We start from the raw sequence: 24,613 nt of genomic DNA on the forward strand, positions 1-24,613 counted from the left end.
TGGTTGATGCTCCGGTGGGCGGATAACTGGATACTCGCCGGTGCATCATCGGATGAGGCCGGTCGCGACCGGCTGGTAACCAGCTGGGTCGGCGAGCGGCGAGGTGGGCGGTGGCGGGCGCGGCAGCGGGAGTCGGCGGTCTCGTGCGGGGCGCCGCGACAGGCGCCGCGGATCTGGTGGGCGCGGCGGCCGGCTCGAAGGCCGTCAGGCGGACGGGCGGCGGTCTGGGCCTGGCCGGGGCGGTGATCGCCGCCGGCCTGATCGCCGAGCGCCACGCGGTCAAGCGGGCGAGAGCTCTACCGGACGTCCCCGTCGAGCAGCGGCCGGGCCCGGTCACCGGCCGCGCCACGACCGTGATCGCGACCGACGGCGTTCCCCTGCACGTCATCGTGAGCGGCCCGGATGACGTCAACGCGCGCCGCGCCGGCCGCCTGGCGCCGGACAGCCCGACGCTCGTGTTCGCGCACGGGTTCTGCAACACCTCCGCGTCGTGGTGCTTCCAGCAGCGGGCGCTGGTGGACCTCGGCCCGATGGTGTTCTACGACCAGCGGGCGCACGGCCACTCCGGGCCGTCCGAGGTGTCGCGCTGCACGATCGACCAGATCGCCGACGATCTGTACGCCGTGCTCGAGGCGACGGTGCCGACCGGACCGGTGGTGCTGGTCGGCCACTCGATGGGCGGGATGACCATCCTCGGCCTGGCCGAACGCCACCCGGAGTTCTTCGACGACCGCGTCGTCGCGGTGGCGCTGCTGTCGACCAGCGCCAGCGATCTGGCGCGGGTGACGTTCGGTTTCCCGGCCGGGGTGACGGCGGCGGTCCGTCGGGTGCTGCCCGGGCTCGCCGTAGGCATGCGCCACACCCCGTCGTTGTTCGAGCGCGCCCGGTTGCGCGGCACCGACCTGGCGTACTCGATCACCCGGCGGGTCGGCTTCGGCACCACCGACGTCCCGCCGTCCGTGGTCGAGTTCCTGGAGGGCGAGATCGCCGGCACGCCGATCTCGGTCATCGTGTCGTTCCTGCCGACCCTGCTCGCCCACGACAAACTGGCCGCCGCGGCCGTGCTGCGCCACGTCCCCACGCTGCTCATGGTCGGCGACCACGACCTGATGACCCCGCTGCCGCACAGCCGCACGCTCGCCGACGCCCTGCCCGAGGCCGAGCTCGCCGTCGAGGAGGGCGCGGGGCACGCGCTGCCGCTGGAACGACCGGACGCGGTCAACGAAAAGATCCGGGCCCTCATCGCCCGCGCGCACCCGGCCCGCCCCTCTCGACTGCCCCGGCTGTGGCAGCGCGCCGCTGGCTGGTCAGGCTCCCAGCGGGAGGGTTGACGAGGCGGGCAGGTCCAGCGGGGACGGGGCGACGCCGGCAGCCGCCTTCAGGGAGCCGAGGGCGGCGACCATCGCGCCGTTGTCGGTGCAGAGGCCGGGCCGCGGCACGCGCAGCGTGATGCCAGCCGCCTCGCAGCGCTCGGCGGCGAGCACGCGCAGCCGGCTGTTCGCGGCCACGCCGCCGCCGATGACCAGTGTGTCGACGCCGTGCGTCCTCGCCGCCGCGACCGCCTTCGCGGTCAGCACGTCGACGACGGCCTCCTGGAACGACGCGGCCACGTCGGCGACCGGTACCGGCTCGCCCGCGCGGCGCCGCGCCTCCACCCAGCGGGCGACGGCCGTCTTCAGCCCGCTGAACGAGAAGTCGAAGGTGCCGTCGCCGGCCTTGCCTCGCGGGAACGGGATCGTCGGTGTCCCGTCGCGGGCCGCGCGGTCGATCGGCGGGCCGCCGGGAAAGGGCATCCCGAGCAGCCGCGCGACCTTGTCGTAGGCCTCGCCGGCCGCGTCGTCGACGGTGGCTCCTAGCGAGACCACCGGTGCGGCCGCGAGGTCCTCGACGAGGAGCAGCGACGAGTGGCCGCCGGACACCAGCAGCGCGACCGACGGCGACGGCAGCGGGCCATGTTCGAGGGTGTCGACGGCGACGTGCGCGGCGAGATGGTGGATGCCGTAGAGCGGCACCCCGAGAGCGAGTGCGTACGCCTTGGCGGCCGCTACGCCGACCAGCAGCGCCCCGGCGAGGCCGGGGCCGGCGGTGACGGCGACGGCGTCGATGTCGGACGCCTTCGCGCCCGCCGTCGCCAAGGCCCGCTCGATCGTCGGCACCATCGCCTCCAGGTGCGCCCGGGCGGCGATCTCCGGGATGACGCCGCCGTAGCGGGCGTGTTCGTCGACCGACGAGGCGAGCGCGTCGGCGAGCAGCACACCGTCGCGCACCAGCCCGACACCCGTCTCGTCGCAGGACGTCTCGATCCCCAGGACCAGCGGGGCCGGTGTGCGCGAGACCGGCGTACGCGGGACCGGAGTGCCCGAGGCCGTCCCGTTCGGTGCCGGCCGAGTCATGTCGCTCCTTCCGTGGGTCTGCTCGCCGACGTGCCGCCGGCGCCCACCGCGTCCGCGCCCGTCGTCTCGGCCGGCGCGGCGCCGTCCTTCTCGGCAAGCGCGGCCCAGGCCGCGTCAAGCTGGGCGCCGTATCCGGGGGTGTCGATAGGGCGGGCCCGCATGACGTAGGCGTCGCCGCCGGACGGCTGGTAGTAGTTGCGGCGCAGCCCGATGTCGACGAAACCGAGCCGGGTGTACAAGGCGCGGGCGGCCAGGTTGTCGGTACGCACCTCCAGTCCGCAGCTGCGTGCCCCTCGCCGGCGTGCCTCCAGCAGCAGCGCGACCATCAGCCGGGCACCGAGCCCGCGGCCCCGGCAGGCCGGGTGTACACCAACGGTCTGGATGTACGCCTCGTCGTCGGCGACCGCGAGCCCGGCATAGCCGACGATCCGGCCATCCACCAGAGTCGCGAGGTAGTGCCGGCTCGCTCCCTGGGCCAGCTCGGACCAGAACATCTCCGGCGTCCACGGGTCGACGTCGAAGACGACCCGCTCCATCTCGGCGACCTCGGCGAGGTGCCACCAACGCAACGGCGCGAGCTCGACGGCGGGCCCGCCCGGGGGTGGCCCACCGCCGGCGTTCACCCGGTCACCGCCTTGGCCGGGTGCGGCTCGGCCACGTCCGGCCGCCGCAGGTAGATCGGTGTCAGCGGCGCGGGGGCGCGGCCGGCGAGCAGGTCGGGCGCCGCGAGCGCGGCGAGAACCGCGGGATCCGGGTACTGGGCCGCCGCCACACCGGCGCCGGCGCCGGCCGCGACGACGTTCGGGAACACGTCCGGGTAGAGCGCCAGCCCAGGCCCGACGACAACGTCCACTCCATCGGCGCGCAGCAGCTCGGCGGCACGGCCCGGCCGGTCGACCGCCGGGCCGGCGATCCGCTCGCCGTCGGCGTAGCCCGCCCAGAACACCTCCCGGCGACGGGCATCGGTGACCACGCCGGTTCGTCCGCTCGTCATGGCGCCGATTCCGTCCAGCGAGCAGACGCCGTGACAGGTCAGGCCCAGAGCGGCCGCGAAGGTCGCGGCCGTGACGATCCCGACCCGGAGGCTGGTGAACGGGCCGGGCCCCAGCCCGACGACCACGCCGGCGAGATCCGCCGGCTTGACGCCTGCCTCGACGAGCGTGTCCCGCATGAGCGGGCTGAGCAGCTCCCCGTGCCGGCGAGCGTCGACGACCTGAGGGGAGGCCAGTGGACGCATCGCTCCAGGTCGAGGAGCCGCGTCCGGTATCTGGACGAGCGCCACCGAGCAGGCCGGCGTCGAGGTGTCAAGGGCGAGCACCAACACCCATCCAGCCTACGGACCGCGACCGGCGAGCTCCGCACCGATCCAATGGCCCCACGGGTCGGCTAGGTCCGCCGGTCCGCCGGTCCGCCGGTCCGCCGGTCAGCCGGTCAGCCGGGTCAGCCGGTCGGGTTAGCGATAAGCACGGCGGAGAGGCGGGTCGACCAGTCGGGGCCGGTGGGCGTCAGGCGGACGCGGCGGGCTTCGCCGGCCTCGTCGCCTTCGGGGCGTTCGATGTCGACGCGCAGGTGCTCCTGCGCGAGCTGCTCGACCCGGCCCGCGCCCCATTCGACGACGGTCAGCGCCACGTCGGTGTCCGCGTCAAGGTCCAGGTCGTCCACCTCGGCCACGCCGCCGAGCCGATAGGCGTCGACGTGCACCAGTGGCAGCCGGCCGCCGGCGTGGACCCGGGCGAGCACGAACGTCGGCGACGTCACCGGCCCGCGCACGCCGAGCCCGGCGGCGATCCCCTGCACCAGCACGGTCTTGCCCGCGCCGAGCGGACCGGCCAGCACGACCAGGTCCCCCGGCCGCGCGGCATCCGCGACCCGGGCGCCCAGCGCCCGCATCTGTTCTGGCGTCTCGACCACGAGCGGGTCCGCCCAGGCGGGTGGCGCGGTGCCCGGTGACGCGTCAGACGAGCGTGAGGTCGTCATCAGCCCATCATCCATCCGCCCGTGCCGCCAGCCGGCCGGGGCCGCCCCGCGGTCGGGGTCAGCGGGCGGATGACGGCCCGCCGGCGCGGCGGAACACCCAACGCCCCGCTGGCCGGCATACCCGGCGGCCAGGGGTGGTCAGTGGGAGCAGCCAGGCCCGCAGCCGCCGCCACTGGCGACGCCGCCGAAGGCGCCGCGGCCGGGACGCACCCTGATCACCTTCGGGGCGGCCTCGGCCACCGCGACCTTCTCGATCTGCTCACGGGTGGTCAGCGTGAGCATCACCGGCGCGCCGGCCCCGCCCGGCCCACCCACCGCCTCGGGCTCGTCGAACTCATCGAGCCCGTCGAGCCCGTCGAGCCCGTCGAGCTCCTCAAGGTCCATCCCACCGGCCGGGCCGGTCGCCGTGGTCGGGTGCCGGCCGTCTCGTCGCCAGAGCCTCACGTCGCGCTACCTCCGCCTTCTCGTCCCGCTACGGACTTTTGTCCAGCTATGACTCCCGGCCCCATCGCCCGTCGGACCGGGCGCACTTCCAGCTCGACGGTAGGTCACTTCCACCGCCTCGTCTCGCCGACCTCGGACGCCGCGGCGTTCCGCCACAGATCTGGCGAACCGTGCGCGGCCCGGAGATGCTGATCGGGATGCTGATCGCGTCCTTCCCGGAAGGAGGGATCACGTGGCGGGCACGGACGGTCACTGGCGGCCCGACGACCCGGCCGGCGCTCCTGAACGGGATCACGTCGGCTCGGCGCGAAACCCCGACGACCCGGACGGCCCACTCACACGCCTGCTGACCGCCGCGTCCGGGGCGGCGCGCCGGCTGCTCGCCCGGCCGGGCGGCCGGATCCTGGTCACGGTGGGCGCCGTCGTGCTGCTCGCGGGCGCGGGCGGCGCCGTCTGGTTCGCCACGGCCGACCCGCCGCCCACCGGCCCCAGCTGCGACGGAGCCGGCGTCGTCTGCTCCCGCACGGCGCGGTTCGCCGCCCAGACGGACCCTGACCGCGCCATTCTGAACCTGTCCGGCGCCCCCGCCGTCGCCGGCGCCGGCGCCGTCGGCGAGAGCTACGTGACCACCCGTCCGGTCGACTCGCTGCCGCCGCCGCCCTCCGGCGGCCGGGACGACTGCGCGGGACGGGCCGCCTGGGCCGCATCGGTCGGCGCGGCCCAGGCCGACATCTCGCCGGTGCGACTGGACGTCAGCGCCCGCCGGGATGTGCCGGTCGAGGTGCTCGGCTTCGCGGTCCACATCGACGCCAGCCGTGTCGACGAGCCCGAGGGCGCCCTGCTCACATGCACGGGTGCGGCGCGGCCGGACCGGTACTCCCACCCTGTCCATCAGCTCCCGCAGGCGCGGGCGCTGGCCCGGTCCGAGGCGGTGCTGCTCGACCTCGCGCGCACCACGTCCGAGCTGATCCCGCCGCGGCCGGACGTCGCCGCCGTCACCGTCCCGCCATCCCCGCGCACGGTCGAGGTGGCGCCGGGGCGGACCGAGTCGATCCTCGTCGCAGGCCTCGCCGGCGGCTGTGACTGCCGGTGGCGGTTGGAAGTCTCGCTGGTGGTGGACGGTGAGCGGCAGGTGGTCACGGTCGGCCGGGATGGCGCCCGTCTCGGCCCGGCGGATAGCAACCCGGGGCAACCGCCGTTCCGGACGGTGTCGTCGACGATGCTCACCCCGTACCGCTACCTCGAGGGCCGCTGGCAGCCGGCCGAGCTTCCCCTGGGCGCCGCCCAGCCGGTCTGCCCGCTGCTGCCGTCCACCGAGATCGCGGCCGCGTTCGGCTGGCAGACAGCCGACTCCGTCCCGTTCTTCCAGACCAACGCGTTGGAGAGCGACGCCGTGGGCGCCTCCGGCCGGCTGGCGCGCGGGGTGTCCTGCGCCTGGCAGGCCGACCCGGACCGTTACGGCCGGGGCAATCTCGACGTCGCCCTGCTGGAGCTCGGGGACGTCGACGCCGCCCGCGCCGAGTTCGAGGCCCAGCGGGCGCTGCTCACGAGCGAGCCAGCCCTGTTCGACTGCGACCCGGGGTCGGCCGCCGGGAGCCTGGCGCCGGTCCCGGTCCCGGTCGCCGGGCTGGGCGACGACGCGGTCCGCACACCGGGCAGGCTCATCGCCCTGGCCGGTATGAAGGTCGTCCACGTCGAGCTGTGCTCCGCGCCGCTGCCCGACCCGAACCAGCCCTCGCCGTCCACGCCGACGCCGCCGTCGACCACCTCGGGAGTGGTCGGCGACCCGGCCGCCCTCGCCCGCCTGGCCCGTGTGGCCCTCGCCGCATAGCGGCAGGTGCCGCGCGGTTCCGCGGGCTGGCGACCCGGTCGGCGACGTACCCGTGTCGCTGTCGATCGTCTACGTCGCCGGCGCGCTTGCGGCGTGGCGGCCACCATGCTCGCCCAGCTCACGCGAGTCGTGTCAGTGGGTCACCGCCGTGTGACGGTCCGGCTCAGCCGGCGCCGATGACGGGCGAGGCACCCGCCCCGCCTGTGCGCCGGACGGCTCATGCGCCACCGCAAGATCAAGGATGCGCTCCAGCAGCTCGCGCGGCGTGGCCGGCTCCTCCTCCGCCAGTCCCTGGTGGTAGAAGACCGTCGCCGGGGTGAGGCCGGGCAGGCTGTTCGCCTCAATAACGATGATCTCGCCGGTCTCCCGGTGCATGAACGCGTCGATGCGGCCGTAACCCGCCATCCCAAGAGCATTCGCGACGCGCGCGATGCGGGTCTTCGCCGTCTCGACGGCCTCGGGCTGGACCCGTCCCAGCGGAGCGGTCGGCGGTGGAGTGATGTTGATGCCCGTACCGCCCATGAACTTCTCCTCCAGGCTGAGGATGCCCAGGTCGGCGATCGCCAGGCTGGGATTCATCGCGGCCATGTGTCCCTCGGGCCCGATCACCCCGACGGTGACCTCGATCCAGCCGGTGTCCCGTTGCCGGCCCCAGGTCAGCCTGCTCGCGCCCGTGCCGCCCGTGCCGCCCGTGCCGCCCGTGCCGCCCGTGCCGCCCGTGCCCGTGCCGTCGGTGCCGTCGGGGCCGTCGGCCACGCGCACGTCGTCCGTCTCGATGAATTCCTCGAAAAGGAGATGGCCGCCTCGCTGGGTCGGAAGTTCGATGATCTGCCCAGAGGTCAGCAGGGAGAACTCGTCGCCGCTCAGGCGGGTGGCGCCCGCGTTCAGGAGCCGGAGATACCGGCCGAGATCGGCCGCCGTGCCGAGCGGGACGACCCCGGCCGAGCAGCCGTCGTCGAGCGGCTTGACAATAACCCGCTGACCGCCGCAGTGATCGAGGATTTCGCCCCACAGCGCGGCCACCGCCTCGGCATCCGCCGCCGCGGGAGTCTCCATCCGCAGCCTGCGCGCGGTGTAGATGCCCTCGTCAGCAAGCTCGCCGACGATCTCCCCGGTCGCGTATTTGTCCATGCAGCGGCGGGACGCCTCCGGGCCCGAGCCGTTGTACCGGACCCCGCGGCGGTCGAGCATCGCCTGCAGGGTGCCGTTCTCGCCCATTCCGCCGTGCAGCGCGATGAAGACCAGGTCGTTTCGGTCGAGGAACTCGTCCATGGTCATGCGCTCGGGCGGGCTCGCGGGCGCGTTCAGGGCCGCGTCCGCGAGTCCGAGACGCTTGCGGATCGGGTCCGCGAGCGCGTGCCGCTTCGGTTCGTCCCGCTGCCCGCTCCGGCACGCCTCAAGAATCTCCTCGACGGAATGACGCAGCGCCGATGAGTACGACAGCCGCCAGACCGAGCCGTCGGGGTCGAGCAGGTGGGGCCGGGGCAGGTAGCGGCTGGAGCCCAGAAGCTTGAGCCAGACGTTCGTCCCGCTCAGGACCGAGACCTGCCGCTCGGCCGTCGCACCGCCGAACAGGACCGCGACGGGACGCCGCTGGCCGGTCGCGGCCGCATCGGGTGGTTCCGGCTCCTCCCAGGTAAATCCCGCACGCCTGGCGGCCGTACGCAGGACGAGCCGAAGGATGTCGCCGTGGGTCAGCCCGATCTGAGCGGCCTGGACGAACAGGAAGCTGTTCTGCTCCATCCCGCTGATCAGATTCACATCGGAAACCACCAGCGTGCCGTCGGGCTGCAGCCAGCCGTCGATCCGCGCGAAGTCCCGAAGGCCGAGCACCCGGAAGACGTCCTCCGAGAGGCCTCGCACCTCCGCGGTGACGTCCAGGCCCCAAGACGGCGGGCAGCGGTAGTGGACGTCGTCGCTGGCCAGGTATTTCCGCCGGTAGTCGAAGATCTCGTCGTCACTCGACATGTTGTTGAGCTGGATCTCGACCGGGATGAGAGCGACCGGTCCGGACAGCCCGTCGACCACGACGGTCGTGACCTCGGTCCCCGACATCCACGGCTGCGCCAGGACCCGCTCGTACCGCCCGAGCAGCATACGGAGAACCCCGCCCGCGGCGGCCAAGCCGGCGACGACGTGAACGTCGATGCTGGACCCGCCCTGGGCGGGCTTCAGGACCAGTTTCCCGGACTGCTCGAACGCCGCGGCCAGGGTGGCGTCAACGTCCGCGTCCGGCATGTCACGGGTGAAGAGCGTGGATGGCACGGTCCTGATGCCATGGGCACCGAGAGCCTGGCAGGCGCGGAACTTGTCGAAGGCCACCTCACATGCGGCGGAACCCGAGCCGACGAACGGGACGCCGACCTCTTCCAGGAGCGCCTGCAGCCGCCCGTCTTCGCCGAAGGCGCCGTGCATCGCCGGGAACACCAGATCGACCGTGCGCAGCCTGTCCGCCAGCGCCTCCGGCGAAAGCCTCGAGCCGGGGTCAAGCTTGAAATCGAAATCCGACGGCGTGTTGCAGTACAGCAGGCTGGGCGATATCGCGTACGGGTCACAGCGGCGGTCGAAATAAATGACCTCACCCAGACGGACGGTCCCGTCGGCCAGATGGTCAGCCACCGAACGTGCCGAGTTGAGCGAGATTCCGCGCTCCTCGGACGGACCACCCAGAAGCAACGCGACGTTGATCATCTTTCCTCGTCTCGAGTGTGGCCCTGGGGCCGTCCATCCGCTCGGGGTCAGTCGCGTGAGATCGGCCTAGGCCAGCTCACAGGCGTCCCAGCTCCCAGGTTCACACCCCCGGGCCCGCTCGCACGATCCTAGGTCCGCCAGATGAAGACCGCTCCGACACCTTGCGGGAGTGCGCTACTTCCGTTACCGATGGTAACGGACCTCTCAAAGCGGCTCGGGTCGTCGATGTCGAAACGTGCCCGCGAGTGGCAGCGGTACAGCACGGTTTCAAGCACCGAGGGCCGATCCCGTTCAGGTTGATGGAGATCTACGCCAAGCCGTGCACCGCGTACCGTTCAGAAAGACCGGGTAGCACTGCACGGTGGATGGATACGGAAACGAGGCAAAAGGTGACAGCGGACACCTTCGGCGTTCTCCAGCTCGAGATGGTGCCGCCCCGGTTTGGCGCTGTCCGCCACGCCTGGACGGAGCCCGGCTGACTAGTGCTGTGTGAAGACCCGCTGCACCCGCGGACCGACGCCGGTCAGCAGTTCGTGCGGGACGGTCCCCATCGCCTCGGCCGCCTGTTCGATTGGAAGCGAAAATCCAGCGTACTGGCCGAAGACGAGGACGTCGTTGCCGAGATGGGCATCGGGATGTTCGGAGATGTCGATCGCCATGGAGTCCATCGACACCGAGCCCGCGATGTTGCATCGCCGGCCGTTGACCAGGACGAACCCGACGTTGCTGAACGACCGAGGCACCGAGTCGTAGTAGCCCGCCGGAATGAGGGCGATACGCCGTCCGGGCACCGTGGCGCGGTACCGACCGCCGTAGCCCGCCCAGTCACCGGGCTCCATGTCGTGGATCTCGACGATCCGACTCACCAGGCCGATCGCCGGCGTGAGACTGACCATCGACGCGGTCGCCGCCGACGGATGGATCCCATATAGGCCGAGACCGATGCGGACCATGTCGAGCCGCGCCTCGGGAAAGCGCACCGTGCCGGCCGTCGCCGCCGCGTGTCGCAGCACGTTACGGAAACCGAGCTCGGAGGCCGCCGCCCACACTTTCTGGAACTTGTCGAGTTGCTCCTGGGTGAGCCCGTCGTCCTTGGGGTCGTCGGCGCATCCGAGGTGGGTCATCAGGCCTGTCAGACGCAGACCACTTCCGCTGATGCGCTTCAGGGCGTCGATGGCCAAGTCCGGGTGAAGACCGGTGCGGTGCATCCCGGAGTCGACCTCCAGATGCACCTCGATGGGGCGGCCAAGGCGGCCCGCCGTGCTGACGACCGCGTCCAGCACCTCCTGGGAGTAGACCAGCGGCGTCAGGCCGTGCCGCACCATCTTCTCGATCTCCTCGGGCAGCCCGAGGAAAACAAGGATGGGCATCTGGACCCGGGCCCGGCGCAGCGTGATCCCCTCATCAGTGGTCGCCACGCCCAACCAGTCGACACCCGTCTCGCGCAGGCAGTGCGCCAGGCTGACCGGATTGGTGCCGTAGGCGTCGGCCTTGACCACGCCCATGAGCCTGGTGTGCGAGCCGACCATCTGGCGGAAGGCGGCGACGTTGCTTCTTACCGCCGCGAGGTCCACGAACATTCGGGTCGGCGCCGTGTTCTCCACCAGCCGGCGCCATACTCCGGTGACGAGGGTCTCCCGCACGGCGTACACGAATGCGACGTCGTCCGGTGTGAGCTCGGTTGCGACGAACTCCCTCATCCGGTCCGTGTCGGCGAACAACCGCGCCCGGGGGCCGCCGGTCTCGGTTCCGAGCCCGGCTGTCACGGCCTCGTGCGCCTTGGCCTGGAGACCGCAGACAACGTCCACCCGCTCCGCGAGCAGGATAGATCCCACCCGGCGCAGGTCTTCCTCGGCGACCTCCCGGTCGAAAGGGTCGGCCAGCAGAACGAAGAGACGGCCCGTCGCGCCCAGCAACGTTCGCGCGGTCCGGATCGCGCTGCTGAGCGCCAGCGGGTCGATGGTCGCCACGTCACCGACGACCGTGGCGCCATCGGCGCGACGCCACATCTCCATCCGCGTCGACGTCGGTGTGTAGTCCGCAAACGTGTCGAGCAGCGAACGAGGCTCGGCGCCCAGCAGTGTCGCGGCCGACATGGCGAGCCCGATGTCGCCGAGCACTTCGCGCGAAGGCGTTGGCACCACGAGATCGCGCGACAGCCCATCAGGGAGGGTGGCCGTGACCAGCAGGCCCTGCCGGACATGCGTGGGCTGGGACAGCCTTGGCAGCTCGGGGGACTCGCCGGCCACCACGACGGGAACCCCGGCCGACGCCTCGGCCCAGCCCCGCAGCTCGGCGTCGTCGGCCCCGAGCAGCACCGACCCGCCGGCCGGCAGCTCCGTCACCATGGAGAGCAGCTCGCGCGCGTAGGACTCGCGGTCCCCGAAGTTCTGCAAATGCCGCGTTCCCAGGTTGGTGAGAACGGCCATGTCCGGCCGCACCATCCGTCGGAGGCGTTCCATCTCACCAGTGCGGGTGGCGGCAGCCTCGAACACGGCGATCTCGGCATCCGGCGGACAGTCGAGCATGGCGAGCGCCACTCCAAGCTGGCTGTTGTAGCTGCCCGAACTGCCGTAGACGTGCCGCGTCGCGCCGATGGCGTGAACCAGGGCATCCTTGGTCACCGTCTTGCCGTTGCTTCCAATGACCGCTACCACTGTCGCGGCCAGCCTGGAACGCCACCAAGCCGCCAGCCGCTGCAGCGCGGCGAGCGGGTCCGGCACCACGATCAGCGGACCGGACACAGGGTCGGGAAGGTGGAACCCGGCCGAGACGACCGCGGCGACCGCGCCGCCCGCCAGCGCTCTCGACACGAACTGGTGCCCGTCCAGACGGCCCCGCAGGGCGAAGAACACGCTGTCCGACTGAAGCCGCTCGGAATGGATCGCCACGCTGTTGATGGACAGGTCGTCGTCATCGCCGGCGGCGAGCAGCTCACCCTCGACGATCGAGACCAGCATTCCCAACGGGATCCGATCCATTCGCCCTCCTTCACCCTCTACCGCAAGACTAGAGCGCGTCCACGAAGGTGGCGACTCAGCCTCCGCGACGAAGCAACGGGTGGCACGGATCAACCACGGGTAGTAGTCACCTGCAGGCAACCGATGAGGAAAGCGGCCCCTCGACGACCGCGGTCGGCAGCAGGGCGGTAGTCGCCACGACGGATGGCGGCCGTGATTCAGCGCAACGTGCTCAGAAAACGATCCATCCGTTCCAGGGCTTCCTCAATCAGCGGCAGGGCCGTCGCGTAGCAACAACGGACATGCCCCTCGCCTGAGGGACCGAAGACATGGCCGGGCACGACGGCCACCCGCTGCTCAACCAGCAACCGCTCCGCGAACTCGTCGGAGCTCAGTCCCGTCGACGCCACCGATGGGAACGCGTAAAAGGCGCCATGCGGTTCTTCGCAGCTCAGTCCGAGATCATTAAGGCCCTTCACGAAGAACCGTCGGCGGCGGTCGTAGTCGACCACCATCTCGGTCACCTCTTCACGGCCACCGCGCAGTGCCTCGAGAGCCGCCAGCTGCGACACGTGCGGGGCACACAGCATCGTGTACTGGTGGATGCGGCCCGCGAGCTCGACGATCTCGGCTGGCGCGCAGAGGTAGCCGACGCGCCACCCGGTCATGGCGTAGGCCTTCGAGAAGCCGCCGAGCAGGACGGTGCGGTCACGCGCGCCCGGCAGGCTGGGGACGCTGACATGGGGAACGCCGTAGACCAGCTGCTCGTAGATCTCGTCCGAGACGATGTAGAGATCATGGCGCACCGCGAGCTCGACCAGAGCGGTCAGCGAGTCGATGGTCTGGACCGCGCCCGTCGGATTGGCCGGGGACGCGACGAGGATCGCCTTCGTCCGCTCCGTCACAGCCGCCTCGATCGCGTCCACGTCGACCTGAAAGGCGGAGTCGGCGGACGGCACCAGCACCGGCACGCCCCCGGCGAACGAGACGCACGGACCGTACGCGACGTAGCAGGGCTCCGGGATGATGACCTCGTCGCCGGCGTCCAGCAGCGCGCGCAGCGCGATATCGAGGCCCTGAGAGACACCCGAGGTGATGAGGCACTCTCCGTCGGGCTGATAGCTCGCGCCGCACCGCCTCTCGAGGTCGAGGCAGACAGCCTCTCGGAGCTCGATCAGACCGGCATTCGACGTGTAGTTCGTGTAGCCGTGCTCGAATGCGTAGATGGCCGCTTCGCGAACATTCCACGGTGTCGTGAAGTCGGGTTCGCCGACGCCGAGCGAGATCACCGAGTCCATGTTGGCCGCGATGTCGAAGAATCGACGGATACCCGACGGCGGGCAGGCCGCCACGATCGAGTTCAGCGGTTTCATGGAATGACCGGGAGGCGACGGTCGGGCTCGGGATCAAGGAAGAGCTCGCCGTCGTCCTTGTACGTCTTCAGCACGAAGTGAGTCGACGTCGATCTCACTCGTTCGATCGTCGCGAGCTTCTGCGCGACGAAGTCCGCCACCGTGCGCATCGTGTTTCCCGACACGATGCACCGCAGGTCCTGGGTACCGGAGATCAAATATACTGCCCGCACGTCAGGGAACCGCGATATCCTGGCCGCGACATCGTCAAAGCCCACACCCCGCGACGGGGCGACGGAGACGTCGATCAGAGCCGTGACCGTGTCCGTGCCCTCGAGCTCCCGCAACTTGTCATGGTCGATGACCGTCTTGTAGCGACGGATCACACCGCTCTGCTCCCACGACGCGATCTGGGCACGAATCTGTTCGACTGGCAGACCCGTGAGATCGCTTATCCGCTCGGGGCTTGCCTGCGCGTCGGACCGCAGAATCTCCAACACTTCCAGCACCGGACCAGCGTACTCCGGAGCCCACGACGGCGGCCCACACGCGGGACGGCTGGCCATGGAGCACGGACGACCCCGCGCGCGGCCCGAGCTGGGCTTCGCGGACAGGGTCATCCGGCCATGGGCGACTGACCATGGAGGGCGCCGCCCAGGCCAGCCATCGAAGGTGCGCGTTTCTCAGCGCCCTGCCGGCCGCCCTCCGGCAGCCCCGGTCCCAACGATCCCCCAGACGGTGCGCCCCATCCGGCCCGCCCTGCTCTTAGGGACCTCCCATGGGCTCGGATGCCCAGCCGCGCGGCAGCCCGCGACGCCGTTCCATCGACCAGTAAGCGCAACTCGGCCACAACTGGTGACAGCGCATCGGCGCAGCACCAGCCCGACCACGTCGTCAGCCCGGTCCAAGCCCCACCACCGCCATATGCCAGGGCCCGGCACCACGCGAGGAGGGCGCCCAGCGCCTCGCCCCGGCTCGAGATCGTGTCGCCGAACGAGTAACCCACGGAAACGGACCGTGCGGCAGGTGCGTAGGATTGGGCGGTGATCATCAGGGTTTCCGGGGACGGTCCGCACGACGAGGTCATCCTCACGCCGCTCGAGGCGGCCTTCACCGAGACCGCCTGCGCGGAGCTCGCGGGCGCCGAGACCTTCAGCCGCGGGGTCGGGCTCGCGCTCCTGGGCAGGGTCGCAGACCTGCGGATCCGGCCGAGCGACGCCTCCGGAACCGTCGATGACAGCCGCGAGTTCACCGTCAAGCTGTCGGTGGGCGAGGACGGGGCGCACCAGGACTGCACCTGCGAGCTCGCGTCCGCGACGGCGCTGTGCCAGCACGGTGTCGCGGTCGCGCTGGCCGCGACCGGCCTGATCCAGGCCGACGACGACGAGGACGACCAGGACGACTACGTGCGCGCCGCCGTCGGCGTGTTCCTGGAGAGCCTGCCCAAGGCAGAGCTCGTCGATCTCGTGCTCGGCCTCGCCGACGACAACGAGGAGCTCGCGGACGCCCTCTGGGACGAGACCGTCCGCTGGTACCACGACCGAGCCACCAGCGAAGCGGCCGACTAGCGACCAGCCCAGGTCGGGCCCGCGGCCGAGGGCGGCGGGCCGGGGCGCCCCGGCCCCCGGCAGGGCCGCGCCGAACACCGCCCGGACCCCCGGGGGCAGGGTGAGGGCGGGCGCTCCGCGCCCGGCCGCGGGACCGCGCCTTACTCGACCGTGACCGACTTGGCCAGGTTTCGGGGCTGGTCGACGTCGAGGCCGCGAGCGAGCGCCAGCTCGCAGGCGAAGACCTGCAGCGGGATCGTCGTCACCAGGGGGGCGAACAGGGACGGTGTCGCTGGCACCCGGATCAGGTGGTCGGCGAACGGCTCGACCTGGTGGTCGCCCTCCTCGGCGATCACGATCATGCGGGCGCCGCGGGCGCGGACCTCCTGGATGTTCGAGACGATCTTGTCGTGCAGCACTGCCCGCCCGCGCGGCGACGGCACCACGACGACCACGGGCACGCCCTGCTCGACCAGGGCGATCGGCCCGTGCTTGAGCTCCCCGGCAGGGAAGCCCTCGGCGTGCATGTAGGCGAGCTCCTTGAGCTTGAGCGCGCCTTCCAGAGCCACCGGGTAGCCCACGTGCCGGCCCAGGAAGAGCACCGCCTTCGCGCCGGCCAGGCTGCGCGCGAGCTCGCGCACCGGGCCGACGGTGCTGAGCGTCCGGGCGACCAGGTCGGGCATCTTCTGCAGCTTCTCCACGTAGGCGCCGACCTCGTCGCCATAGAGCACACCGCGGGCCTGCGCGAGGTAGAGCCCGACGAGCAGGCAGGCGGCGACCTGGCCGAGGAACGTCTTGGTCGCGGCGACGCCGACCTCGGGGCCGCAGCGGGTGTAGAGCACCGCGTCGGACTCGCGTGGGATGGTCGACCCGTTGGTGTTGCAGATCGCCAGGACCCGGGCCTTCTGCTCGCGGGCGTGCTTGACGGCCATCAGCGTGTCGAGCGTCTCGCCGCTCTGGCTGATCGCCACCACGAGCGTCGAACGGTCCAGCACCGGGTCGCGGTAGCGGAACTCCGAGGCCATCTCGACCTCGCAGGGCAGCCTGGTCCAGTGCTCGATCGCGTACTTGGCGATCAGCCCGGCGTGGTAGGCGGTGCCGCAGGCAACGATGAACACCTTGTCGATGTCGCGGAAGTCCTCGCCGGAGAGACGTTCCTCGTCGAGGACGATCGCCCCGTCGGGCGACAGCCGCCCGCGCAGGGTGTCGGCGAGCACCGCCGGCTGCTCGCTGATCTCCTTGAGCATGAAGTACGGGTAGCCGCCCTTCTCGGCGGCGCTCGCGTCCCAGTCGACGTGGTACGGGCGGCCCTCGACCAGCTCACCGCTGAAGTCGATGACGCTCACACCGTCGCGGCGGGCCTCGACGATCTGGTCCTGCCCGATCTCCAGCGCGTCGCGGGTGTGCGCGATGAAGGCGGAGACGTCGCTGGCGAGGAACGTCTCGCCCTCGCCGAGCCCGATCACCAGCGGGCTGTTGCGCCGGGCGCCGACGACCACGTCCGGGAAGTCCCGGTGCAGCACCACCAGGGTGAACGCGCCGGACAGCCGCTGGCAGACCCGGCGCACCGCCTCGGTGAGCGGGTGGCGCCCGCCGTCGGCGCCCTCGGCCGCCGCGGCCATACCGTTGGAGCCCCGCGCCGACTGGCCGATGGCCAGCCTGCCAGCCGACGCGGCGAGGTTCGTCTCGCCCGAGCCCGGCCGGCCGAGCTCGGCCTCCAGCAGGTGCGCGACGACCTCGGTGTCGGTCTCGCTGACCAGCTCGTGCCCGGCGGCGAACAGCTCGGCGCGCAACGCGGTGAAGTTCTCGATGATGCCGTTGTGGATGACGCCGATGGCTCCGGTGCAGTCGGTGTGCGGGTGGGCGTTCACGTCCGTCGGGCCGCCGTGCGTCGCCCACCGGGTGTGGCCCATGCCGGTCGTGCCGGCCATGCTGTCGCCGACGACGGCGCCGTCGTCGCTCTCAGCGAGTGCTTTCTCGAGGTTGGCCAGCTTCCCGGCGCGGCGGACGACCCGCAGCGCGCCCGCGCCGACCACGGCGATTCCCGCCGAGTCGTACCCTCGGTATTCGAGCCGGCGCAGTCCACCGAGGGCGACCTCGAGAGCGGACTGCTCCCCCACGTAGCCGATGATCCCGCACATGCGGCTCAGCGTACGCAGCCTGGCCGCCGCCGCGCCGACGGACCCGCGAGTCTGCGAGCTGTTCCACGAACAGTCCGGACCAGAAGCGGCGAAGACCCCAGTCGTGTCCGTCACTTTTCTTACGGCTCCCGCCGCCATAGCCCCTAGGCGATGATCGCGAGTTCCCGTTCGACCGCTTCGGCGAGGTGGGTGGCGATCGCGCGGGCCTGGGCATCGGTGGGCGCCTCGACCATCACCCGCACCAGCGGCTCGGTGCCGGAAGGGCGAAGCAGCACCCGGCCCTCGTCGCCCAGTTCCGCCTCGGCGGCACGGACCGCGGCGGCGAGTCCGGGGGACGTCGACGCGCGGGCCCGGTCCACCCCGCGCACGTTGACCAGGATCTGCGGCAGCCGGGTCATCGTCTTGGCCAGCTCGCCGAGCGGCTGGCCGGTCTCGCGCATCCGCCCGAGCAGCACGAGCGCGGTGAGCAGGCCGTCGCCGGTGGTGGCGTGGCGCAGGAACACCACGTGGCCACTCTGCTCGCCTCCCAGCGCGATGCCCTGGCGGCGCATCTCGGCGAGGACGTACCGGTCGCCGACCGGGGTGGCGAGCACCTCGATCCCGGCCTCCCGCATAGCGTGGTGGAAGCCCAGGTTGGACATGACGGTCACGACCACCCGACGGTCGGCCAGCTCGCCGCGCTCGGCCAGCGCCAGCGCGCACACGGCCATGATCTGGTCGCCGTCGACGACCTCGCCCAGGGCGTCGACGGCGAGGCAGCGGTCCGCGTCGCCATCGTGCGCGATACCGACGTCCGCGCCGTGTTCCAGCACGGCGGCCCGCAGGCTGTCGAGGTGCGTGGCGCCTGAGCCGTCGTTGATCCGCTCGCCGTCGCCGTCGGCGTGCAGCGCGACGACCTCGGCGCCGGCGGCACGCAGCACCCGCGGCGCGAGCGCCGACGCGGCTCCCTGGGCGCAGTCGACGACGACCCGCAGGCCGCCGAGCCGGACTGGCAAGGTGGACAGCAGGTGCTCGACATAGCCGTCGACGACCTTGGCGATGTAGCCGGGCTCGTCGCGGACGCGCCCGACGGCGGCCCCGGTCGGGCGCCGCGCTGGCGGGGCCGCGAGCCGGGCCTCGATGGCGTCCTCGACCTCGTCGGGCAGCTTGTGCCCTTCCGCGGCGAACAGCTTGATCCCGTTGTCGGGCATGGGGTTGTGGCTGGCGGAGAGCATCACGCCGAGGTCCGCGCCGGTCGCGGCGACGATGTGCGCGACCGCCGGCGTCGGCACTACGCCGACGCGGACGACATCCGCGCCTCTGGACGCGAGCCCGGCGACGACCGCCGCCTCCAGGAACTCGCCCGACGGCCGGGTGTCGCGCCCGACCACCACCACGGGCCGGTCCGCGTCCGGCGCCCGGTGTTCCGTGAGTACCTCGACCGCTGACTCCGCCAGCCGCAGGGCCAGCTCCGCGGTCAGGTCCGCGTTGGCCACGCCACGAACGCCATCGGTACCGAACAGCCGCCCCATGGGGGTCCCCCAAAACCAGTCGCACATCGCCGAGCACCTTCAAGGACACCGGCGGCGCGCGGGCTGCCGCATCCGTGGCAGCGCCCGCGCCTCTCGCCGGCCCGTCCCGAAGCCCGGCCCGCCCCGTCGGGCCCTGACGTCAGGGCCCACGCTGGAACCGTGGGCGGAACCAGGCTCGCCACATCTTCGCCGACCTGGCTCCCGCTTCCTACCGAGCCCCGCCACGAGTCGCGTCACGCGGGCAGACCCGGTGGCAGGCATAGCAAAACCGCCCGTCGAGCGACGGGCGGTTTTGCCGTGCCTGTAGACCGTGCCGCCTGCGTCCCGGCCGATCCGCGCCCTGCCCGTCGAGCGAGACTCGGCGGGATCTGGGTGTCCTGTCGATCCCAGCCTCGAAACCGACGGGAACGAACCCTCGGAGCGAACACCCAGCAAGCGATATGGCCACAAGCCCGCCGAAGCGCCTCTCAGCGCGACGAACAGGCCGGGCTCAGCGCTTGCTGTACTGCGGGGCCTTGCGGGCCTTCTTGAGGCCGTACTTCTTGCGCTCCTTGACCCGGGAGTCGCGGGAGAGGAAGCCCGCCTTCTTCAGGGTCGGCCGGGACTCCTCCTCGGCGAGGAGGAGCGCCCGAGCCACCGCGAGCCGCAGCGCGCCGGCCTGGCCGGAGATGCCACCACCGTGCAGCAGGGCGACCACGTCGTACGTCTCGGCCCGGTCGAGAGCCTTCAGCGGCTCGTTGACCAGCTGCTGGTGCACCTTGTTCGGGAAGTAGTTCTCGAGGGTGCGCCCGTTGAGGGACCATTTCCCCGTGCCTGGCAGCAGGCGTACGCGGACAACGGCCTCCTTGCGGCGGCCGGTCGCCCGCGGGTTGCCCTGGACGTCGGTCACGACAGCCACGTCGCGTTCCTTCCTTACGATTGGTGGTCGCGCGAGGCGCGACATCGGGGGTCCGGGGTTCCGGGGATCCGCGCTAGCGGATCTCCGGGGGAGGTGCTCCCCCGGGCAGACATTGCGGCCCCCCGCGAAACTGACCGCGAGCGTTCCCCAACAGATCAGCTTCGCTGATCAGCGGGGACCCCTTCGGCGAACAGGGCAGGCCGGCTCGGTCCGCGGTTACTGCGCGACCTGGACGATTTCGAACGGCTGCGGCTGCTGCGCCTGGTGCGGATGCGTCGGACCCGCGTAGACCTTCAGCTTGCGCACCTGGGCGTGGCCGAGCTTGCTCTTCGGGAGCATGCCCCTGATGGCCTTCTCGACCAACAGCTGCGGCCGGGTGTCGAGGAGCTCACCGTAGCTGGTGCTACGCAGACCGCCCGGGTAGCCCGAGTGGCGGTGGTACTGCGACTGCTCCCGCTTCGCCCCCGACAGCGACACCTTGCCGGCGTTGATGATGATCACGAAGTCACCCGTGTCGAGGTGCGGGGCGTAGTACGCCTTGTGCTTGCCACGCAGCAGCTGGGCAGCCTGGCTCGCCAGCTTGCCGAGGACGACGTCGCTGGCGTCAATGACATGCCACGCACGCTGGACATCCGCGGGCTTGGGCTGGTACGTGCGCACAGATCTGCCTTCTTGGTCGGGACGACACTCGCGATATCCACCCGGGTCCGACCCAACTGGATCTGCCGCCCCGGCGGCGAGCGCGTCGAGAATGTGAGGAACGGACACGTCGACAGTCATGTCACGCGTCGCAGTCTTTGAGGTTACCAGGCTTCGGACATCTCCTGCCGGCGGCGTCTCCCGCGCCGCCCGTTCCGGTGCTCGATCCGGTGCTCGATGGCCGGCGCGAGCCATCGCCGGACATGTCCGGCAGCGGAACCGACGTCTGAATGATCAGAATCGTCAGCTACCGTCAGTCGAATGAGCGGCACGGATCCATGGCCGGACGCCGATCGGTACGACAGCGCGAGACCTGTCGGTCACGGCGGCGGGACCTACGACACGGCGGCCTCCGCGGACCAGAACCCGATGGGCGGGCCGTCGCCGCGCGGCGGCCGGGCCTCGCGGGACGCCCGGCGAGACAGGTGGGTGGCGTCTCAGGGCCACCAGGCTCCGCCCGGCGGCTGGACGCCGGGCGATGACCCGCTGTTCGGCCCGATGCCCTCAGGACCCACCACGGGCGGCCTGCCCAGGACGCCCGGCCGCTTCGGCGGCGACGCGGTCGCCGGCGGGGACCGTGCCAGGCCCGACGGACCGCGCGAAGCCGGCCCCGGCTTCGCCCGTGCCTGGCACAACCGCGGCGGCCTCCGCCGAGGCGACGAGGACCAGGACGACCAGGCGAGCCTCGACGAGGGGTTCGCTGACGACGGGCCGGGCGGCGACGGCTTTGGAGACGACGGTTTCGATGAGGACGGCTTCGGTGACGAACCGTTCGCCAACGAGGAGTTCGACGGCGAGACAGCCTCGCGCGTAACCGGTTTCGACGAGGGTCATGACGAGGACGAAAACCCGTACGTCCGAACAGGCGGCGGGAGTCTCGGTGGTCGGTCCAGGACCGGCGGCCGGTTCGGCGCCCGTGGCGCGCGTTTCGCGGCCCAGCGCTCGTCGGACGGCCCGTCCGACGAGGACTCATATGGCGACGCGGATGAGCCGCGTGCCGAAGGGGCCGGCGGGAAGCCGCGGCGGAAGTGGCAGCTCCTGTTCATCGCGGCCGCTGTCCTGGCGGTGGCCGGCGTGACGTACCGGACGATGACGGGCTCCCAGGGCGATGACACCCCGGCGGCCCCGATTCCCACGGCCAAGGCGGTTCCCGCCGACTTCCTGAACTCCGCCGCGACGGATGCCGACCCCGTGACCGAGAACGAGTTCTTCCGGGACGCCACGGTCACAGCTGGAAGCCACACCTACACCAGGATCGCCCGCAAGCTCGACGCCGGCTGTCCCGACCTCACCGGCCAGCTCGGGAGCGCGCTCGACCACCCGGCCGCGCCGATGCCGGCCGCCGCCCCGACCCCCGGGCCCACCTCCGTGGCCGCCGCAGCGGCACCCGCCTCGTCGGCCGGGCCGGCGTCGGCCGCGCCGCCCTCGGCGGCGCCCACGCTCACGGGGCCGGCCTGCCGCCAGGAGGTCCGGGCACTCTACCTCGGTGAGCCCGACAAGAACGGGCGGCGGCTGCTCGCCGGCGTGAGTGTCCTTGTCGTCGACAACGCCGACACCGCGAAGCAGACCGCCCAGATGCTCGGGACGCGCCAGGGCGGGGTGAGCCCGTTGCCGCTGCCCGACGGGGCGCTGCCCGGCGCGAAGATCACCGGGCCGAACGGTGACAACGAGCTGCGGGCCTCGTACGGGGACGGCCACTACGCGATCATGGTTCAGCTGGCCTACTCCGACGGGAGCCAGGGCGCGGCGAACGACAAGCAGCCATCCGACGCCGCCACCGCCCTGCACGCGCTGGCGAAGCAGCCGCTCGACGAGCGGATGCTGCTCGGCCGCGGCTACCGAGGCTGACCCCGCGCCCTCAGCCCCCGCGCCCTCAGCCCGACAGGGTCGGCGAGACGCGGAACGCTCGGGTGGCCTCCGCGCGGGCCGCCAGCGCGGAGTCGGGCGGGTAGCGCACCTCGACGAGCGTGAGCCCGTGCGCGGGGAGGACGGTGACGCCCGGGTCGCGCACGGCCCTGGCCAGCACGTGGGACACCCAGACGGGTGGGTGCCGCCCCTCACCGACGGCGACCAGGGCCCCGACGAGGGCCCGGACCATCGAGTGGCAGAAGGCGTCCGCCTCGACGTCGGCGATCACGACCCCGTCCGCGGCGCGGCGCACGTCCAGGCGCAGCAGGGTCCGGATGGTCGTCGCCCCCTCTCGCCGGCGGCAGAACGCGGCGAAGTCATGCTCGCCGAGCAGCACCAGGGCGGCCCGCCGCATCCCGTCGGCATCCAGCGGGCGCGGCCAGGCCAGCGTGTCGTGCCGGCGGAGCGGGTCGGCCCCGTAGGACGCATCGCTGATCCGGTAGGCATAGCGCCTGGACAAGGCCGAGAACCGGGCGTCGAACCCGCGTGGCGCCGGCGCCAGCCCCGTGATCCGGACCGCGCGGTCGAGCACCCCGTTGAGCCGGCGGGCAAGACCGCCGAGCGGGACCTCCGCGGGGATGTCGACGTGTGCCACCTGCCCGACGGCGTGCACCCCGGCGTCCGTCCGACCCGCGACGGTGAGCCGCACGGCGGGCAGCCGGGCCACCCGCATCAGGGCGTCCTCCACCTCACCCTGCAAGGTCCGCTGTCCCGGCTGGCGTGCCCACCCAGCGAAGAGCGTCCCGTCGTAGGCGATGTCAATCCGCAGCCGCTGGAGGCCGTCCGCACTGAGACTCGTCAAGGCGGCTCGTATCTCCTTGCTTCCCGCGCTTCCCGCGGCTGTCCGAATGATCCGCGTATCTATTGGCGCGCAGGACTCTGTGGACTTGGTGCCCGCATTGATCACAAACAGCTCGCCGGGACCTGGGAGGTGCTCATGGTCGCACCTTCGGCCGCTCTCTGTCAGCCGGGACCGCGTCCGCCAGCACTACCCGCACCCGGTGCCTACCCAGGGCCCCGCCTACCGGTCAGCGGGCACCGACGCGGGACGGGCGCGAAACGGCGAGAGCCCGTCTCCCTCGCGGGTGACGGGCTCCCAGAGCCGTCAAGGTTGGCCCCAGACGGGCTGCCCTGGTGCCAGGCCGTCCGCCAAGGACCCTGGCGGGCGGCCTGGCCGAGACGGCGGTCGCGCTCAGGCGTCCTTGGCGTCGCCCTCGGCCGTGTCCTCGGTCGTCTCTACCGTGGCGGGAGCCTCGGTCACCTCGGACTCGGCGGTCGTGGCTTCCGCGGTCTTGGCCTCCTCGGCCTCGACCGCGACGGCCGCCGCGGTCGGCGATTCCTTCGCCAGGTCGGCCGCGGCCTCGGCGGTCGCGCCCGTCGGCGCCTTGCGGTCGGCGAACTGGGTGCCGCGGGCACGCTCGGCCTCGGCGACGGCCGACTGACCGACGGTCAGCGCCTCGACGAGCTCGATGCGGGCCAGCTGGGCGTTGTCACCCTTGCGGAAACCAACCTTGGTGATGCGGGTGTAGCCACCGTTGCGGTTCTCGTAGCGCGGGCCGATCTCGGTGAACAGCTCGTGCACGACCGACTTGTCCCGGATGACTTGCATCACGTGCCGGCGAGCGTGCAGGTCGCCGCGCTTCGCGAAGGTGATCAGCCGCTCGGCGTATGGGCGTAGCCGCTTCGCCTTCGTCTCGGTCGTGGTGATCGCGCCGTGCTCGAACAGCGCGGTGGCCAGGTTCGCGAGCATCAACCGCTGGTGCGCCGGGCTACCACCGAGCCGAGCGCCCTTTGTCGGAGTGGGCATCGAGTTCCCTCGTTCCTTTCACGGTGCTGAGCACCCTCGAAAGACCTCCCGATGCGAGCCGGAAACCCGATCTCGCATCGTTCGGCCACGACCGGGACGGACATTCCACGGCCACCGGCTGTCTCCCGACGAACCGGCGACATCGGTCTGCCTGAGGCGAACGCACCGCCTTAGACGGACCGGGTCGGTCTGGTGTCCCGGCGCCCCGGTCGGCTCCGGAACACCATCCGACGTGGATCCCTGCGAACAGGTCCAGCTGGTGAAGCAGTTCTTGCTGCTTGCTGGTGGAGCTGGTCTTACTGGTGAAGCTGTACCCAAGGTCTTCGCGTAGTCAGGTGTGCCAGGACGCCGCGAGCGAAGCGACGCGGCGTCACTGGCACACCTGACTACGCGAAGACCCGTTCGTGGCGGAGGACACGGGCCGGAGGTCCCGACCGGAGCGCTAGCGGAGGTC

19 protein-coding genes are annotated in these 24,613 nt (G+C 71.7%); 4 read left to right on the forward strand and 15 right to left on the reverse strand.

Going from position 1 to position 24,613, the window contains the following annotated elements; all coding sequences use genetic code 11:
• Window positions 1-110 precede the first annotated feature (110 nt).
• Window positions 111-1,331, forward strand: a complete 1,221-nt coding sequence (locus QOZ89_RS02650) for an alpha/beta fold hydrolase (RefSeq protein ID WP_312622894.1) — start codon at window positions 111-113, stop codon at window positions 1,329-1,331.
• On the opposite strand, the gene tsaD is transcribed toward QOZ89_RS02650, so the two are convergent.
• The 5 genes from tsaD to QOZ89_RS02675 all read right to left on the reverse strand — a co-directional run bounded on the left by tsaD (window position 1,308) and on the right by QOZ89_RS02675 (window position 4,814).
• Window positions 1,308-2,393 (reverse strand): tRNA (adenosine(37)-N6)-threonylcarbamoyltransferase complex transferase subunit TsaD, encoded by a 1,086-nt coding sequence (gene tsaD, locus QOZ89_RS02655; protein WP_071050693.1) that lies wholly within the window; start codon window positions 2,391-2,393, stop codon window positions 1,308-1,310. The two genes, QOZ89_RS02650 and tsaD, sit on opposite strands and share 24 nt — an antisense overlap.
• Window positions 2,390-3,016 (reverse strand): ribosomal protein S18-alanine N-acetyltransferase, encoded by a 627-nt coding sequence (gene rimI / locus QOZ89_RS02660; protein WP_312622895.1) that lies wholly within the window; start codon window positions 3,014-3,016, stop codon window positions 2,390-2,392. Before rimI ends, tsaD begins: the two co-directional genes overlap by 4 nt.
• The gene (gene tsaB, locus QOZ89_RS02665; protein ID WP_397428663.1) at window positions 3,013-3,717 is read right to left on the reverse strand and encodes a tRNA (adenosine(37)-N6)-threonylcarbamoyltransferase complex dimerization subunit type 1 TsaB; all 705 of its coding nucleotides are present in this window, start codon (window positions 3,715-3,717) and stop codon (window positions 3,013-3,015) included. The genes rimI and tsaB overlap by 4 nt, the downstream gene beginning before the upstream one ends.
• 116 nt (window positions 3,718-3,833) lie before the next feature.
• Window positions 3,834-4,370 carry a tRNA (adenosine(37)-N6)-threonylcarbamoyltransferase complex ATPase subunit type 1 TsaE gene (gene tsaE, locus QOZ89_RS02670; RefSeq protein ID WP_312622897.1) on the reverse strand — a complete coding sequence of 179 codons (537 nt, stop codon included), beginning with the start codon at window positions 4,368-4,370 and terminating at the stop codon, window positions 3,834-3,836.
• 138 nt (window positions 4,371-4,508) lie between these two features.
• Window positions 4,509-4,814: a hypothetical protein gene (locus tag QOZ89_RS02675; protein ID WP_312622898.1), complete on the reverse strand. Its 306-nt coding sequence runs from the start codon at window positions 4,812-4,814 to the stop codon at window positions 4,509-4,511.
• Between the two features lie 232 nt (window positions 4,815-5,046).
• Here QOZ89_RS02675 and QOZ89_RS02680 point away from each other — a divergent pair, with 232 nt between their 5' ends.
• Window positions 5,047-6,645 carry a hypothetical protein gene (locus QOZ89_RS02680; protein ID WP_071050697.1) on the forward strand — a complete coding sequence of 533 codons (1,599 nt, stop codon included), beginning with the start codon at window positions 5,047-5,049 and terminating at the stop codon, window positions 6,643-6,645.
• A 132-nt stretch (window positions 6,646-6,777) separates the two neighbouring features.
• On the opposite strand, the gene QOZ89_RS02685 is transcribed toward QOZ89_RS02680, so the two are convergent.
• The 4 genes from QOZ89_RS02685 to QOZ89_RS02700 all read right to left on the reverse strand — a co-directional run bounded on the left by QOZ89_RS02685 (window position 6,778) and on the right by QOZ89_RS02700 (window position 14,157).
• Window positions 6,778-9,336, reverse strand: coding sequence for a D-alanine--D-alanine ligase family protein (locus QOZ89_RS02685; RefSeq protein ID WP_312622899.1), 2,559 nt, complete (start codon window positions 9,334-9,336; stop codon window positions 6,778-6,780).
• Window positions 9,337-9,815: 479 nt separating this feature from the next.
• The gene (gene alr / locus QOZ89_RS02690; RefSeq protein WP_312622901.1) at window positions 9,816-12,317 is read right to left on the reverse strand and encodes an alanine racemase; all 2,502 of its coding nucleotides are present in this window, start codon (window positions 12,315-12,317) and stop codon (window positions 9,816-9,818) included.
• Window positions 12,318-12,514: 197 nt separating this feature from the next.
• Window positions 12,515-13,669, reverse strand: a complete 1,155-nt coding sequence (locus QOZ89_RS02695) for an aminotransferase class I/II-fold pyridoxal phosphate-dependent enzyme (protein ID WP_071050700.1) — start codon at window positions 13,667-13,669, stop codon at window positions 12,515-12,517.
• Window positions 13,666-14,157, reverse strand: a complete 492-nt coding sequence (locus tag QOZ89_RS02700) for an Lrp/AsnC family transcriptional regulator (protein WP_312622902.1) — start codon at window positions 14,155-14,157, stop codon at window positions 13,666-13,668. The genes QOZ89_RS02695 and QOZ89_RS02700 overlap by 4 nt, the downstream gene beginning before the upstream one ends.
• A gap of 534 nt (window positions 14,158-14,691) precedes the next feature.
• Between QOZ89_RS02700 and QOZ89_RS02705 the strand changes: the two genes are divergently transcribed.
• Window positions 14,692-15,216: an SWIM zinc finger family protein gene (locus QOZ89_RS02705; protein WP_071050702.1), complete on the forward strand. Its 525-nt coding sequence runs from the start codon at window positions 14,692-14,694 to the stop codon at window positions 15,214-15,216.
• A 140-nt stretch (window positions 15,217-15,356) separates the two neighbouring features.
• Here QOZ89_RS02705 and glmS read toward each other — a convergent pair whose 3' ends face one another.
• The 4 genes from glmS to rplM all read right to left on the reverse strand — a co-directional run bounded on the left by glmS (window position 15,357) and on the right by rplM (window position 20,405).
• Window positions 15,357-17,336 carry a glutamine--fructose-6-phosphate transaminase (isomerizing) gene (gene glmS / locus QOZ89_RS02710; RefSeq protein ID WP_071050739.1) on the reverse strand — a complete coding sequence of 660 codons (1,980 nt, stop codon included), beginning with the start codon at window positions 17,334-17,336 and terminating at the stop codon, window positions 15,357-15,359.
• Window positions 17,337-17,479: 143 nt separating this feature from the next.
• Complete coding sequence (gene glmM / locus QOZ89_RS02715) at window positions 17,480-18,847, reverse strand: phosphoglucosamine mutase (protein WP_071050703.1); 1,368 nt, start codon at window positions 18,845-18,847, stop codon at window positions 17,480-17,482.
• A gap of 490 nt (window positions 18,848-19,337) precedes the next feature.
• Window positions 19,338-19,745, reverse strand: a complete 408-nt coding sequence (gene rpsI, locus QOZ89_RS02720) for a 30S ribosomal protein S9 (protein WP_071050704.1) — start codon at window positions 19,743-19,745, stop codon at window positions 19,338-19,340.
• 216 nt (window positions 19,746-19,961) lie between these two features.
• Window positions 19,962-20,405, reverse strand: coding sequence for a 50S ribosomal protein L13 (gene rplM / locus QOZ89_RS02725; RefSeq protein WP_312622903.1), 444 nt, complete (start codon window positions 20,403-20,405; stop codon window positions 19,962-19,964).
• Between the two features lie 300 nt (window positions 20,406-20,705).
• Here rplM and QOZ89_RS02730 point away from each other — a divergent pair, with 300 nt between their 5' ends.
• On the forward strand, window positions 20,706-22,292 hold the full coding sequence (locus QOZ89_RS02730; protein ID WP_312622904.1) for a hypothetical protein: 1,587 nt from the start codon (window positions 20,706-20,708) through the stop codon (window positions 22,290-22,292).
• Window positions 22,293-22,317: 25 nt separating this feature from the next.
• Here the strand turns inward: QOZ89_RS02730 and truA are convergent, their stop codons facing one another.
• Together truA and rplQ are read right to left on the reverse strand one after the other, a co-directional pair.
• Window positions 22,318-23,154 carry a tRNA pseudouridine(38-40) synthase TruA gene (truA, locus tag QOZ89_RS02735; RefSeq protein WP_071050707.1) on the reverse strand — a complete coding sequence of 279 codons (837 nt, stop codon included), beginning with the start codon at window positions 23,152-23,154 and terminating at the stop codon, window positions 22,318-22,320.
• A gap of 390 nt (window positions 23,155-23,544) precedes the next feature.
• The gene (gene rplQ / locus QOZ89_RS02740; RefSeq protein ID WP_071050708.1) at window positions 23,545-24,159 is read right to left on the reverse strand and encodes a 50S ribosomal protein L17; all 615 of its coding nucleotides are present in this window, start codon (window positions 24,157-24,159) and stop codon (window positions 23,545-23,547) included.
• Window positions 24,160-24,613: the final 454 nt, after the last annotated feature.

It is taken from the genome of Pseudofrankia coriaricola (assembly GCF_032027725.1).
Taxonomy (GTDB): domain Bacteria; phylum Actinomycetota; class Actinomycetes; order Frankiales; family Frankiaceae; genus Pseudofrankia.

Coding starts and splice junctions, on each gene's coding strand:
- tsaD (WP_071050693.1), bottom strand. CDS start 2,393: ATGACTCGGCCGGCACCGAACGGGACGGCCTCGGGCACTCCGGTCCCG.
- tsaE (WP_312622897.1), bottom strand. CDS start 4,370: ATGACGACCTCACGCTCGTCTGACGCGTCACCGGGCACCGCGCCACCC.
- QOZ89_RS02685 (WP_312622899.1), bottom strand. CDS start 9,336: ATGATCAACGTCGCGTTGCTTCTGGGTGGTCCGTCCGAGGAGCGCGGA.
- alr (WP_312622901.1), bottom strand. CDS start 12,317: ATGGATCGGATCCCGTTGGGAATGCTGGTCTCGATCGTCGAGGGTGAG.
- QOZ89_RS02695 (WP_071050700.1), bottom strand. CDS start 13,669: ATGAAACCGCTGAACTCGATCGTGGCGGCCTGCCCGCCGTCGGGTATC.
- glmS (WP_071050739.1), bottom strand. CDS start 17,336: ATGTGCGGGATCATCGGCTACGTGGGGGAGCAGTCCGCTCTCGAGGTC.
- glmM (WP_071050703.1), bottom strand. CDS start 18,847: ATGGGGCGGCTGTTCGGTACCGATGGCGTTCGTGGCGTGGCCAACGCG.
- QOZ89_RS02730 (WP_312622904.1), top strand. CDS start 20,706: ATGAGCGGCACGGATCCATGGCCGGACGCCGATCGGTACGACAGCGCG.
- rplQ (WP_071050708.1), bottom strand. CDS start 24,159: ATGCCCACTCCGACAAAGGGCGCTCGGCTCGGTGGTAGCCCGGCGCAC.